The organism is Sodalis sp. RH14 (assembly GCF_047324285.1).
Classification (GTDB): domain Bacteria; phylum Pseudomonadota; class Gammaproteobacteria; order Enterobacterales; family Enterobacteriaceae; genus Acerihabitans.
Map to the genome: position 1 here is coordinate 4,746,687 of NZ_CP178739.1, position 12,250 is coordinate 4,758,936.

General features: G+C 55.7%; 13 protein-coding genes and 1 pseudogene. 11 read left to right on the forward strand and 3 right to left on the reverse strand.

Annotated features, from left to right (window positions below; genetic code table 11):
* Positions 1-76 precede the first annotated feature (76 nt).
* Positions 77-1,903, forward strand: a complete 1,827-nt coding sequence (locus ACL2XQ_RS21615; RefSeq protein WP_413739683.1) for a methyl-accepting chemotaxis protein — start codon at positions 77-79, stop codon at positions 1,901-1,903.
* A gap of 15 nt (positions 1,904-1,918) precedes the next feature.
* On the opposite strand, the gene ACL2XQ_RS21620 is transcribed toward ACL2XQ_RS21615, so the two are convergent.
* Positions 1,919-2,656, reverse strand: a complete 738-nt coding sequence (locus ACL2XQ_RS21620) for an SDR family oxidoreductase (RefSeq protein ID WP_410016736.1) — start codon at positions 2,654-2,656, stop codon at positions 1,919-1,921.
* Between the two features lie 141 nt (positions 2,657-2,797).
* Here ACL2XQ_RS21620 and ACL2XQ_RS21625 point away from each other — a divergent pair, with 141 nt between their 5' ends.
* The gene (locus ACL2XQ_RS21625; RefSeq protein WP_413721382.1) at positions 2,798-3,706 is read left to right on the forward strand and encodes a cupin domain-containing protein; all 909 of its coding nucleotides are present in this window, start codon (positions 2,798-2,800) and stop codon (positions 3,704-3,706) included.
* On the opposite strand, the gene ACL2XQ_RS21630 is transcribed toward ACL2XQ_RS21625, so the two are convergent.
* On the reverse strand, positions 3,707-4,192 hold the full coding sequence (locus ACL2XQ_RS21630) for an RcnB family protein (RefSeq protein WP_413721383.1): 486 nt from the start codon (positions 4,190-4,192) through the stop codon (positions 3,707-3,709).
* A 375-nt stretch (positions 4,193-4,567) separates the two neighbouring features.
* Between ACL2XQ_RS21630 and ACL2XQ_RS21635 the strand changes: the two genes are divergently transcribed.
* The 9 genes and pseudogenes from ACL2XQ_RS21635 to ACL2XQ_RS21675 all read left to right on the forward strand — a co-directional run bounded on the left by ACL2XQ_RS21635 (position 4,568) and on the right by ACL2XQ_RS21675 (position 10,587).
* Positions 4,568-5,290: a hypothetical protein gene (locus tag ACL2XQ_RS21635; RefSeq protein ID WP_413739684.1), complete on the forward strand. Its 723-nt coding sequence runs from the start codon at positions 4,568-4,570 to the stop codon at positions 5,288-5,290.
* A gap of 113 nt (positions 5,291-5,403) precedes the next feature.
* On the forward strand, positions 5,404-5,769 hold the full coding sequence (locus tag ACL2XQ_RS21640; RefSeq protein ID WP_413721385.1) for a hypothetical protein: 366 nt from the start codon (positions 5,404-5,406) through the stop codon (positions 5,767-5,769).
* Entirely contained in the window at positions 5,769-6,329 is a 561-nt protein-coding gene (locus ACL2XQ_RS21645; RefSeq protein WP_413721386.1) for an RNA polymerase sigma factor, read from the forward strand. Before ACL2XQ_RS21640 ends, ACL2XQ_RS21645 begins: the two co-directional genes overlap by 1 nt.
* 160 nt (positions 6,330-6,489) lie before the next feature.
* On the forward strand, positions 6,490-7,086 hold the full coding sequence (locus tag ACL2XQ_RS21650; protein WP_413740538.1) for a TetR/AcrR family transcriptional regulator: 597 nt from the start codon (positions 6,490-6,492) through the stop codon (positions 7,084-7,086).
* Between the two features lie 233 nt (positions 7,087-7,319).
* Positions 7,320-7,961 (forward strand): TetR/AcrR family transcriptional regulator, encoded by a 642-nt coding sequence (locus tag ACL2XQ_RS21655; RefSeq protein ID WP_413739685.1) that lies wholly within the window; start codon positions 7,320-7,322, stop codon positions 7,959-7,961.
* Positions 7,962-8,003: 42 nt separating this feature from the next.
* Positions 8,004-9,173 (forward strand): TCR/Tet family MFS transporter, encoded by a 1,170-nt coding sequence (locus ACL2XQ_RS21660; protein ID WP_413740539.1) that lies wholly within the window; start codon positions 8,004-8,006, stop codon positions 9,171-9,173.
* 234 nt (positions 9,174-9,407) lie between these two features.
* On the forward strand, positions 9,408-9,923 hold the full coding sequence (locus ACL2XQ_RS21665; protein ID WP_413721390.1) for a ClbS/DfsB family four-helix bundle protein: 516 nt from the start codon (positions 9,408-9,410) through the stop codon (positions 9,921-9,923).
* Between the two features lie 313 nt (positions 9,924-10,236).
* A pseudogene (locus tag ACL2XQ_RS21670) lies at positions 10,237-10,346 on the forward strand (recombinase XerC); the annotation flags it as partial.
* Positions 10,347-10,485: 139 nt separating this feature from the next.
* Positions 10,486-10,587, forward strand: coding sequence for a type II toxin-antitoxin system ParD family antitoxin (locus ACL2XQ_RS21675; protein ID WP_413721391.1), 102 nt, complete (start codon positions 10,486-10,488; stop codon positions 10,585-10,587).
* Positions 10,588-10,590: 3 nt separating this feature from the next.
* Here the strand turns inward: ACL2XQ_RS21675 and tnpC are convergent, their stop codons facing one another.
* Complete coding sequence (gene tnpC, locus ACL2XQ_RS21680) at positions 10,591-12,159, reverse strand: IS66 family transposase (protein ID WP_413721392.1); 1,569 nt, start codon at positions 12,157-12,159, stop codon at positions 10,591-10,593.
* Positions 12,160-12,250: the final 91 nt, after the last annotated feature.

Consider the following 12,250-nt stretch of genomic DNA (forward strand, 5'->3'; position numbering starts at 1 on the left):
TTTGCCGATAGCTAGGCAGGACATTTATCTCAGGTATTACACAGTTTGATTTGTGACATTTATATGGGAAACAGAAATGACAAGTTTAATAAGTAAAATAAATAGCATTAAAGTGTCACATAAACTTTTTTTAGGCTTCGGTATTGTCTTATTGCTGGTCGTGATTGCATCAGGCCTCAGCGTCCAACGGTTCAAGGAAATTCGCGATATTTATGAAAAGACCAATCTGGTATATAATATAAATATTGATGTTTTCCAGGTTAAAGTCAACCGCGTTAAATACCTTTACTCGTCCGACGACGCGGTGCGTAAAGTCATGGCCGGCTTTATCGATGACGCCGCCGCGCTCACCCACCAAGCCCAGGCACTGTCATGGGATAAAGAATCGATGGCAAGCCTGGATAGCATTGCCCGCTATCTGGGAGATTTTAATAAATCTCTGGAAAACATGAGTGTTTTTTCCAAAAAAATGGTCGCTATCCGCGCCCAACTGGACGAACTCCATAACCAGGACGCCATAGGCCCCTTTAAAACCGCCTTGCTAAACCAGACGTTTGGCACCGATATGGATAATCAACTCAATGATTTTGTATTGGCCTATATTTTAATTAAAGACAATTCCTTTAATTTGCAATTAAAAGGCACCGATGAGGCATTAGCCTTGCTGCAAAAGAATTATGCGGATGCAGAGAAAAAATATAACGATTTGGCGGTCAGCCTCGCACCGGAAAAGAAGCCTGACCTGGATGCTTTTTGGAGCTACTTTGGCAAATATAAGGATATAAGCCAGAACTACTATGCCGATTATAAGGATTTGAATGCTGCGGAAAACGGCGTAAAACTTGCCGGCGATAAGAGCAGCGCCGCGGTCAAAGTCATTATTAATATCGTGAAAGAAAAAAATGACGCGCTGGCGTATGGTTCTTCAAGCATTACCATTATCATCGGCCTGATTGCGGTGGTCTTCGGTATTCTCGTCTCATGGTATATCACCCGGCAGATTACCCGGCCGGTGCTGAAAAATCTCGCGGTTGCCGAGCGCATTGCCGACGGCGATCTCACCGCGTCGATAACGCCTGAAAGTCATGATGAACTGGGCCAGCTTACCGCCGCCATGGCGCGCATGAACGCCAAACTGCGCACCATCATTTCCGATGTGCGCGACAGCGTCGGCACCGTGGCCTCGTCGGCGGCCAAAATCGCCACGGGCAATACCGACCTGTCTTCCCGCACCGAGCAACAGGCCGCCGCCGTGGTCGAGACCGCCGCCAGCATGGAAGAGCTTACCTCAACGGTGAAAAACAACGCCGACAACGCCAGACATGCCAGCCAGATCGCCGGCGAAGCCACCCACAATGCCCATCAAGGCGGCGAAGTGATGAAAAATGTCGTCAGGACCATGGACGACATCTCCCTGAGTTCGAAAAAAATCACGGATATTACCGCCGTCATCAACAGCATCGCTTTCCAGACCAATATCCTGGCGCTTAACGCGGCGGTGGAAGCGGCGCGCGCCGGCGAGCAGGGCCGTGGGTTCGCGGTGGTGGCCAGCGAAGTACGCAATTTGTCGCAACGCAGTTCGCAGGCGGCGAAAGAGATCGCCACCTTAATAGGCGAGTCCGTCTCGCGCATTGACGTGGGCACCAAACTGGTGGCCCAGGCCGGCGATACCATGGAGCAAATCGTCGCCTCGGTTTCGCGCGTCAACGACATCATGGGCGAGATTTCCTCGGCCTCGGAGGAGCAAAGCCACGGCATCGAACAAATCGCCCGGGCGATCAGCGAGCTGGATACCACGACCCAGCAGAACGCCGCGCTGGTCACCGAGTCCTCCCTTGCCGCCAACACGCTGGAAGACCAGTCGGCGGTGCTGGAGGAACTGGTTGCCAGCTTCCGTTTATAGCGGCCGCCTTGCGGGTTAACCCTGCGCGGTGGGACGCACGATAATCTCGCCCACATCCACATCGGCGGGCTGTTCAATGGCAAAGGCGATGGCGCGCGCTATCGCCTCAGGCGCAATGCCGAACGTGTTCATGGACTCTTCGATCCGGGCCTTGACGGCCGGATCGGTGATGGTCTGCGCAAAGTCGGTACGCGTCATACCGGGAGAGATGACCGTGACCCGCAGCGTTTCCCCCGCCTCTTGCCGCAGCCCTTCGGAGATGGCGCGCACCGCCATTTTCGTGCCGGCATAGACCGCCATGGTCGGTACGATACGATGCGCGGCGGTGGACGCGGTGTGGACAAAATGGCCGAAACCCTGGGCGCGGAACACCGGCAGCGCGGCGGCAATACCATACAACACGCCCTTGATATTAATATCGATCATCGCCTCCCAGTCGTCTACCTTCAGTTCGTCGAGAGGTGAAATCGGGCCCACGCCGGCGTTGCCGATCAAAACATCCAGCTTGCCATACCGTTCGCACGCCAGGTCGACAATACGCGCCACATCGTCGCGCCGGGTGACATCGGTTTGCAAACAGGCCGCGTCGCCCCCCTCGGTTCGTATACGGGTTGCCAGCGCCGCCAGCCGCTCCGGCCTGCGCGCGCCCAGCACCACTTTAGCGCCGCGCGACGCCAGCAGCAGCGCGGTCGCCGCGCCGATACCGCTGCCCGCGCCGGTAATAATCACCACTTTACCGTTGATTTGCGACATGAATACGCCTCCACCTAATTCGCCATCAAAATCGGCGCGGCCTTGCCGGGCCACGCCGGGGACAGATGGCATCATGGCGCCCGCCGGCCGATTAATCTATAATCAATTCTCCGCTATTTATCATCGATCGTACGGAATGTTATGGACCCGTTGTCGGATGTGTTTTCCCTGTTGAAAGCTAAAAGCCTGTTGTCGGCGCGCATTGAGGTGCACGGTCCCTGGGCGATGCGTTTCTCCGGCCTGAGCCATATCAAATTCGCCGGCGTGTTGGAAGGATCATTCTGGCTGTGGAGTGAAGACGGCATGCCGCCCGTGCATATCATGACCGGTGATTTTTATTTGCTGACGCGCGGCCAGGACTATTGCACCGGCAGCGATCCCACGCTGGCGCCGGTTGATGGCCGGGAGGCCCTGGCGAAAAACCTTGGCGCAGACGGTATTGCGCGTTATGGCGACAGCGGCGAGAAGGTGAGCGCGGCGGGCGGACGTTTTATTTTTGCGCACGACTCCGGCACCCTGTTATTGAAGCTACTGCCGCCGGTGGTTCATGTGCCGGCGGCGTCAGCCAGCGCCGCGCCACTGCGCGCGGTGCTGGAACTGCTGCGCATCGAGACCGAAGCCTCACGCCCGGGGGCCGCGGTGGTGGCCACCAATCTCGCCAATATGGTGCTCATCCAGATCCTGCGGGCGCACCTGGGGTCGGGTATGCAAGCGCCCGGCTGGCTGGGCGCCCTGGCCGATCCGCAGATCGGCGCGGCGCTGGGCCTGATGCACGCCGATATCGCCCGCCGCTGGACCGTGGGGGAACTGGCGGCCAGGGTCGCGATGTCGCGCACCACGTTCTCGCAGCATTTCAGGCGGCTGGTCGGGGTGCCGCCGCTGCAATATCTTATCGAGTGGCGCATGGCGGTGGCGGGCGACGCCCTGCGGGCCGGCAAAAGTCTGGCGGCGGTGGCGGACAGCGTCGGTTACGGTTCCGATACGGCATTTAGTGCGGCGTTTACGCGCACCACCGGCCAAAGGCCGGGGCGTTACCGGGCGCAAAGGTAGTCAGTTATTACTGAAAAAGATATCGCCCGATTCGGCTTTGAGAATTTTGCCGGTGTCATTGGTGATCAGAAGGTAATTGCCGCTGGCATAGGTCCAATGGCTATTCTCTACCGGGGCGGGCAAATGGCGCTTTTGCCATTCGACAATTTCATACTGCTTGGTGAGGTATTTAGCCGGTACCGTATCGCCGATTTGATGCTCTTTATCATCGATAATGATTTTATTGAGCTCGTAGGACGGGGGCGCGGCGGGCTGGGGCTGCGTAAGCTCCGGTTGGGGTTGCGTAAGCTGCGGCTGCGCCGAATCCGGTTGCGCGGGTGCCGGCGCCTGTTCAGGCTGCGCCGGCTCCTGCTGCGGTTGTACCTGTTCCTGCTGCGGCGCAACGGCATCCTGCTCGCCTTCCGCCCGTACGGGGGAAACCAGGCTGAGGCTGCCGGCCAGTAATCCCGCCGTAAAGAGTAAAACTTGAGTCCTGCTGCGCATCATATCTCCCGCTGTAAATGCTGTTTTATCAAAATACTTACACTACAGACAATACGGAAGGTAGTGTTGTTCCGTACATGGGTGGCACGCAGCAAAATTTAATCGCCCCATGGCAATACCCAAATCCGGGGTAAAGCGGCGGGGAGTAGAGTAAAATGGAATGCGCCACGGTAGATTATTATTCACAATAGTCTTGGTAATCAGATCGCCCCGGGCCCAAAGAGGGATAGGCCGCGCATGACCATGAGCCACGCCCATATTATAACCAAACTTATGCGCCTGTAGGTCAGTATTGCAACCCATTTGCTCAGCAGCAAACATGTCAAAAGAATGGGGAACGGTGTTTATCCAGGCGTTAATATAGAATTGCAGGATGTTATGAATAAAATCAAAGGACTTTTGAAATTAGTCGCCATTTTTATCATCATTAAGGTCATCTTTTTTTTTAGCGCTGAATTTAGTAAAAACCAGGCCATGTCGGCGAATACAGCGCCCCGGCCAATCCCTGCGACAGCACCGATTGTTTCTTCTGCTCACGCGGTGGTGCCAAAAGATGGATTCCGTCGCTATGTGGCCGGCTATGGCGTAAGCGTGGAGTTGCCTGAAAAATGGTTTATTCTTGCACACAGCCAGGTAAAAGACATCGCGGACATTGGCAGTAAAGCGATGAATAGCCAGGATAAAAGTAAACAAACGCCCCTGGCCGCCAATTCCAGCGCCGATCAAAAACAGAATCAGGCGGTATTCAGAGTTTCCTTCAGCGATAATCTGTTAACCGAAAGCGAGATACAAACAGCGACGGCGGCGGAAATAAAGGAGGCTTGCGACGCGCTTAATAACGGCCTGAATCCTGGCTTAGAAAAGATGGGCACTCACCTAGTGAGAAAACCCTACTGTTCAGTGGGCAAAATAGCCGGTAAGACGGCGTTTATTGCGGACTATCAGCGCAGCGGCGCCTATGGCCCCGATCCGTGGAGAGTGCTGATTTATCAAATTCCGCTGAGTGCAAAAACGGCGATGATAACCGTATCCTACCAACTTGTTTCCGACGCGGCAAAAAACCAGATTGAGGAGATATTGAGCTCTCTGTTGTTTGAGTAACAGCTAACCTGGGTGAAAATATTTGCGCGTGGGTTTTTTTAACCCGTGCCGGCGCAAATATTTTCGCCGCTGATTCGTCTACCTCTGTATCTGAACAATGTGGAGTAGACAACATGAGAGATCGTAAGTTAAAGATATTGGTTATGGCCGTTGTGGCTATCCTCGCGGTTACCACGCTGGTCATGCTGCTGTGGAACGCGCTGCTGCCGGTAATATTCGGCGTAAAGAGCATTGGCTTTTTCCAGGCGCTGGGGCTGCTTATCCTCTGCAAAATCCTGTTTGGTGGTTTTGGCGGCCGGGGCATGTTCGGCCGCCGGGGCCAGGAAATGCGTGCGCGCTGGATGGCGATGAGCCCCGAGGAACGCGAGGCGTTTATTAAACAGCGCGGCATGGGCCACCGGCAGGGTCCCTGGCATGGCCACTGCCATCCTAGGGATCGAGGCAATGAACCGCGCGCCGACGAAAACGGCCAGGCATAATGACTAACGCCGCGGACCGGCGCCACGATCTGCTGGCCGCGCTGCGCGGCTGCCAGCAGCGGCTGCGGGCGTTTATTGCCGGGCGCACCGTTAATGTCGCCGATGCGGAAGATGTGTTCCAGGAGATAAGCTATCAGCTGATCAAGGCCGATAGCTATCTTCATCCCATCGAGCAGGTCGCCGCCTGGCTGTATCGCGCCGCGCGCAATGAGCTTATCGACCGGTCGCGTAAAAAGCGCGAATTATTGCTATCCGACGATGTGGACCAGGAATGGCCCGCCGGCGAGGAACTGGGCGAGCTGCTGTTTAATGCGCAAAGCGGCGCCGAGGACACCTATCTGCGCGAGCTGGTATGGCAGGAGTTGGCGCTGGCGCTGGCGGATATGCCGCCCCAGCAGCGCGAGGCGTTTGAAAAGACCGAACTTCAGGGCTACTCCTTTAAGCAGCTGGCCGATGAGACCGGGATCGCCGTCGAAACCCTGCTGTCGCGCAAACACCAGGCGGTGCTGTTCCTGCGCCTGCGCCTGCAGGTGCTTTATGAAGCGGTAACCGGTGCCTGAGCAGGCTGAAAATAGCCTGCCGTTATGGTCTCTCCGGCGCCCGGACCTCAAGGCGTTGTCCCTCTCTGCCGCGGCTCGAGGTATACTCAGTACATATACATACGCTGATAAGGTCCATTCGCCAATGCCATCCGACCGTCGTTCCCGTAAGCGCCTTGCCATGCGGCAAGCCATCTCCAATGCCGCCACGCACCTCTTCATGGAACGGGGCTTCGATCGGGTGACGGTGGATGAGATCGCCGCGGCCGCCGACGTCGGGAGGATGACCGTGTTCAATCACTTTCCCCGCAAGGAGGACATGTTCTTCGATCGCGACGAGGAGGGCCGTGAACTCTTGCGCGACGCTTTGCGGCGCCGCGATCCCCAAGTCTCTCCCATCGAGGCGCTGCGCCTGCTCGCGCACCGGCTGGTGGCGGAACAAAGCCCCTATGTCGAATTTTCCGCCGGGAGCGAACGCTTCATGGCGACCATCGAGGGCAGCGAAACCCTTAAGGCCCGGGCGCGCGGAATACGCGACGAGATAGCGCAGGTGGTGACGCAAGCGCTATGCGCATGCGTGGGGCGGGACCCCGCCGATCCCGCCGCCCATCTGGCGGCCGGCCTGCTCCTGGCCACCTGGACCGTGGCCTTCATCCAGGCTCACCGGGTCTTTCGCCACCATCGGGACGCAGAGGAAGCGCAGGCCGCCTTTCTCGCTCTTATCGATCGGGGAACCCTCGGCCTGAACGCCGCCATGGCGGGCACGCCTTACGCCTGAGCGAACGGCTGCTCCCTGCCCGCTACATTCACCGGTGGCCCATCATATAATAACCTCCCGTCGGTCCGCCGGCTGCGGGGGCCGCTGCCCCAATAGCCCCTCCGCGCTGTCGGCCGCCAAAAATGGACGTGATTAAAAATTTTACTGGACTTAATTTTATGATGATCATAAAATTTTACCAGACATAAAAATATGCCACAATAATAGAGACACGACCATCCGGGAGCGGACAAGTGAACATCAACGGTAAAGCGGAAGGGTTGCGTGAGCAAAAAAAACGCATCACACGCCAGCAGCTATCAAACACCGCGACGGAACTCTTTATTAAACATGGTTTTGATAATGTCACTATTACGGATATTGCCATCGCTGCAAACGTTTCTAAGATGACGGTATTCAACTACTTCCCGCGCAAAGAGGCACTTTATTTCGATCGCATTGACGAGATCCATCAATTATTACAAGGCGCTATCGACCGCCATCACGCGCTTTCGCCGGTGGCGGCATTACGGACCCTGGCCGCTGAACTGGTCGAACAGGAACATCCGTTAGTCAGGATGGATGAGGGTGTTGCCGACTTTTGGAGGGTGGTCGCGGAAAGCCCATCACTGCGCGTTTATGCGCTTGAGCAGTTTGAAATACTGGTACTGACGCTGAGCAATATCCTGTCCTCGCGCATCAACGCGCAAAATAATGATCCTGCGGCCAGCCTTATCGCCGTCATCGTGCTGAATACCTGGCGTATCGCATTCCAGGAAGCGCTGAGCCACCAAACCACTTTATCAATCAAAGATAGGCGGCAGGTATTCCTTGATCTTCTTGAGCGCGGCTTTCATGCCGCCGAAGCGGCCGCACAGGGAACGCCCTATGTGTAAACCGTGGGGAACGGCGCTTGCCAGCCTGATGTTGCAGCCATGGTGAAGAAAACGCTGAGCGTTATTTTTATTACCATTTGGCTTGACGCTATTGGCATCGGCATCATATTTCCTATTCTTCCGCGCCTTCTCGAAGATGTCATGCATACGGCGGACATCTCGCCTTACATCGGTATTATGGCGGCGCTTTATGCGCTTATGCAGTTTATTTTCGCCCCCTTTCTCGGCGCATTAAGCGATAATTTCGGCAGGCGCCGGATATTGCTGATTTCTCTTTCCGGCGCGGTGGTCAACTACTTGATAATGGCTTTCTCCACCCAGCTTTGGATGCTGCTGGCCGGGCGGGCGATAGCCGGCCTCACTAGCGCGAATATAGCGGTCGCCATGGCCTGGCTGACTGATATAACCCCGCAACACAAACGCGCCCGGCGTTTTGGGTTATTTAATGCCATGTTTGGCGCTGGCTTCATCATCGGGCCGGTTCTTGGCGGGTGGCTCGGCGACTACGGATTACGGCTCCCCTTCCTCGTTGCCGCCGGACTGAACACCGGTAACTTTCTGCTGGCGTTAACCGTCCTGAAAGAGTCCCGCACCCCGGCAAACCGGAAAATGAATTTGTCTGAATTTAACCCGCTCAAGCCGTTGCGCTGGTTATCCGCCTCGAAAGGGCTTTTGATTGTCACGCTGGTTTTCTTTTTCTTAAGCGCTACCGGCGAGGTTTATGGAACCTGTTGGGCGCTGTGGGGGCAGGATATGTTTCACTGGAATGGGTTGTGGATTGGCCTGTCCCTGGGCACGTTCGGAGTATGCCAGACACTGGCGCAGGCATTTTTGCCCGGCCCTGCCAGCCGGCTGCTTGGCGAACGCGGCACTATCCTGGCCGGCATTGCCTGCTCATGCCTGGCATTGATTATCCTGTCCATAAGCAACCAGAGTTGGATGGTGTTCGCGATTATGCCGCTTGTGGCCCTTGGCGGCATCGGCACGCCAGCCCTCCAGGCATTGGCTACCCATCAGGTTAACGCTGACCAACAAGGACAGCTTCAGGGCATATTGGCCTCGGCTGTCAGCCTGGCATCTATTGTGGCTCCGCTGATTTTCTCGACCTTATACTTTCTGGTCCGGACATGGTGGCCCGGCGCCATCTGGATTTCAGTCATTATCATTTATGCGTTCGCGGTACCTTTGATATATCGCTGCGCCCGCACATAACGTAAGCGTGTGGCCAGCGACCGACACTGCAAAATATCGCCTTATTCCTTTAGGCGAGCTTGCTCCCAATAGAAGATATCTATAAATAAAAACAATATATTAGTAACTTTTCAAAATAAGAACCGATCAGCTTAACGATGAGATTTACTCACACTTTCCTCGAAAGTGTTCGCATAAGTACCCCCGCCTTTGCCAAACTACCTCGATACCCCAACAACCGGAGAGGGAATTCTGATGGGTGTGCCGCAAACTAAATCGGAACTTCTGTTAGCCATCGACAAAAACTACAATAAATTATCAGGTTACCTCGCATCCATTCCGCCAGAATTAGCATCGGATCCATCCATGGAAGGGCATGCAAAAGGCTCTGTTATGAGTGTTTGCAATCTTGTCGCTTACTTAGTTGGCTGGAATAGATTAGTTATCAAATGGATAACGCGTGACGAAGCAGGACAGCCCGTCGATTTCCCGGAAAAAGGTTACCAGTGGAACCAGCTTGGTCTTCTCGCCCAAAAGTTTTATCACGACTATGGCGATGTGGATTTAGACTCGCTAAAAAACCAACTGCAGGAAGCTAAAAACGAAATCGTTGAATCTATCAATAAGCGATCCGACGATGATCTGTATGGAAAAGCGTGGTATGGCAAATGGACAATGGGAAGAATGATTTCTCTTAATACGTCTTCACCCTACGCCAACGCCTGCGGCAGGTTAAGAAAATGGGCAAAGGAAAATAACCTTAAGCTGTGAGGGAAGCTGGCGGAAAAATTGACTGCGAAAAAGCAACAGTCCCAGGTTTGGCAGCCCCCCTCAGCCATAGCGTTTAAAAACATCGGCGACGGCAAATCAGTTCTTATAGGGGCGTTATTGCGTAAGCGTACGTCCAGTCGCCGTCTGATTTAACAGAAGTCGTTAGATAACCTGGGTGCTCCTCTGTTAAATTGATCTGCGCCCCAGATCCTGGACTTCAAAATCAATCTGGTGGAACAGGCGCTCCAGCCCAGCGTATCTATTGCCAAACTGGCGTAGGAGCATGGGATCAACGACAATTTGCTATTCAACTGGCGCAGACCTGCGCTGGATACAGGCGATGCTGGGCCATGCCGCGTCAAATCGACTCAAATCTACACGCAGGTAAGCATCAAGGCGCTGTCGGCGGTGCATGCGTCAACGCGATAGGCCAGACGTTGACGACGATATCGGGTTGTTGCTCGACTTGATGGCAGAAGATGCCCCCACGGGGGTTGACGTTAATAAACCATCAAAGATACTAACAGATAGTAATAGATATTATTCTGTATCGGAGGCAACCATGACAACCAGTATCGCGCTAAGTCCTCACTTCGAAGAGTTTATCCGCGCACAAATCGACAGTGGCCGTTATAACGTAAGCGTCAACTCAGTGACGTATTGACGCTTATTCGGCAGGTATGACAAGGTTCCACGGCAGCAGATCTTTAATCTTATTGATGGGATGATCCGCGATTGTCGCCAGTACATGGCGCAGATAGGCTTCCGGTTCGACACCGTTCAGTTTGCAACTGCCGATCAGCGTGTACATCAACGCCGCCCGGTCGCCGCCGCTGTCCGACCCCGTGAAGAGATAATTTTCCCGGCCCAGGCTCACCACCCGCAGCGCGTTTTCCGCGATATTGTTATCGATCTCCGCCCAGCCATCGCCGGCGTAGTAACACAACGCCGGCCAGTGGTTCATCAGATAGTTGAACGCCTTTGCCGTATCGGCCTGTCGCGGCAATGTGGTGAGTTTTTCCCTGATCCAGCTCTCCAGGCCCATCAGTAACGGCTGGGTTCGCGCTTCGCGCACCTGTTGTCGTTCTTCGGCCGGGCGCCCCCGGATGTCGGCTTCGATAGCATACAGTTCACCGATCCTCTGCAGGGCTTCGGTGGTGGTCGGCGACGGATGGCGAACATGGATATCATGGATTTTACGCCGGGCGTGGGCCATGCAGCCGACCTCGCGGATAGGGCCTTCTTCGTATGGCGGGTTGAAGCCCGCGTACGCATCCGCCTGCAACAGTCCGCTGAACCCGGCCAGATGCGTTGGCGGATGAATCCCCTTGCGGTCCGGGCTGTAGGTGAACCACACCGCGGGTGGAAGTCGCGAACCGGCATTGCGGTCGTCACGCACATAGACCCACAGCCGGCCGGTTTTCGGCTTGCCTTTGCCCGATTGCAGCACGTCCACCGGCGTGTCGTCGACGTGCACTTTACCCGTGTTCATCACATAGTCGCATACCGCGTCGGCCAGCGGCGCCAGCAGGTTGCTGCACAGGCCCACCCAGCCGGCCATGGTGGCCCGGCTCAGTGTGACGCCCTGACGGGCGAAGATTTCCGACAGGCGATACAGCGGCGAGTGCTCGGCGTATTTCGCCGTCATCACGCGCGCCAGCAGGCCCGGACCGGCGATGCCACGTTCGATGGGGTGCGACGGCGCCGGCGCCTGGACGATGACATCGCAGCGGGCGCAGGCTTTCTTTTTACGCCGGGTTTTTATCACCTTGAACGCGCTTTTAATCAGCTCAAGCTGTTCGCTGACATCCTCGCCCAGCGGCTTAAGATCGCCGCCGCAGGCGGGACAGGCCGGCTCGTGCGGCTCCAGGCAGCACTCTTCACGCGGCAGGTGTGACGGTAAAGGCCGACGTACCGGTGAGGGGCGTGAGGCCGGCAGCATAGCCGGGCAATCGACGGGCGCATGCTGGACCTTATCTTCCGTCAGCAGCTCTTCCAGGCGATGCTCCAGTTGGACTATCTGTCGCCCGGCCTTTTCCGAGCTGCGGCCGAAGTACAGGCGCCGCAGTTTCGCCAGTTGCGCCAGCAGGCGGTCGATTTCTGCTTTGCGTGCGTTAAGGTCATTGTGCAGGGATGCGATAGTCGCCTGTTGTTGCGCGACCAGCGTTTGTTGTTGCAGTACCAGCGCTTGCAGCGCGGGCATATCAGTGGGCAAGGCATGATTTTTTCGTTTCATGCCAGGATGTTAAGGGAAGCTATCGGGTTATTACAATATCGCCAGGTTAAACGAAGTACGTTCCGGTTGTTTCCAATTAGGAGTAGTTACT

Bases quoted from the DNA above. Each gene is read 5' to 3' on its own strand.
- ACL2XQ_RS21645 (WP_413721386.1), top strand. From the start codon at position 5,769: ATGACTAACGCCGCGGACCGGCGCCACGATCTGCTGGCCGCGCTGCGC.
- ACL2XQ_RS21650 (WP_413740538.1), top strand. From the start codon at position 6,490: ATGCGGCAAGCCATCTCCAATGCCGCCACGCACCTCTTCATGGAACGG.
- tnpC (WP_413721392.1), bottom strand. From the start codon at position 12,159: ATGAAACGAAAAAATCATGCCTTGCCCACTGATATGCCCGCGCTGCAA.
- ACL2XQ_RS21625 (WP_413721382.1), top strand. From the start codon at position 2,798: ATGGACCCGTTGTCGGATGTGTTTTCCCTGTTGAAAGCTAAAAGCCTG.
- ACL2XQ_RS21630 (WP_413721383.1), bottom strand. From the start codon at position 4,192: ATGATGCGCAGCAGGACTCAAGTTTTACTCTTTACGGCGGGATTACTG.
- ACL2XQ_RS21665 (WP_413721390.1), top strand. From the start codon at position 9,408: ATGGGTGTGCCGCAAACTAAATCGGAACTTCTGTTAGCCATCGACAAA.
- ACL2XQ_RS21675 (WP_413721391.1), top strand. From the start codon at position 10,486: ATGACAACCAGTATCGCGCTAAGTCCTCACTTCGAAGAGTTTATCCGC.
- ACL2XQ_RS21620 (WP_410016736.1), bottom strand. From the start codon at position 2,656: ATGTCGCAAATCAACGGTAAAGTGGTGATTATTACCGGCGCGGGCAGC.
- ACL2XQ_RS21615 (WP_413739683.1), top strand. From the start codon at position 77: ATGACAAGTTTAATAAGTAAAATAAATAGCATTAAAGTGTCACATAAA.
- ACL2XQ_RS21640 (WP_413721385.1), top strand. From the start codon at position 5,404: ATGAGAGATCGTAAGTTAAAGATATTGGTTATGGCCGTTGTGGCTATC.
- ACL2XQ_RS21635 (WP_413739684.1), top strand. From the start codon at position 4,568: ATGAATAAAATCAAAGGACTTTTGAAATTAGTCGCCATTTTTATCATC.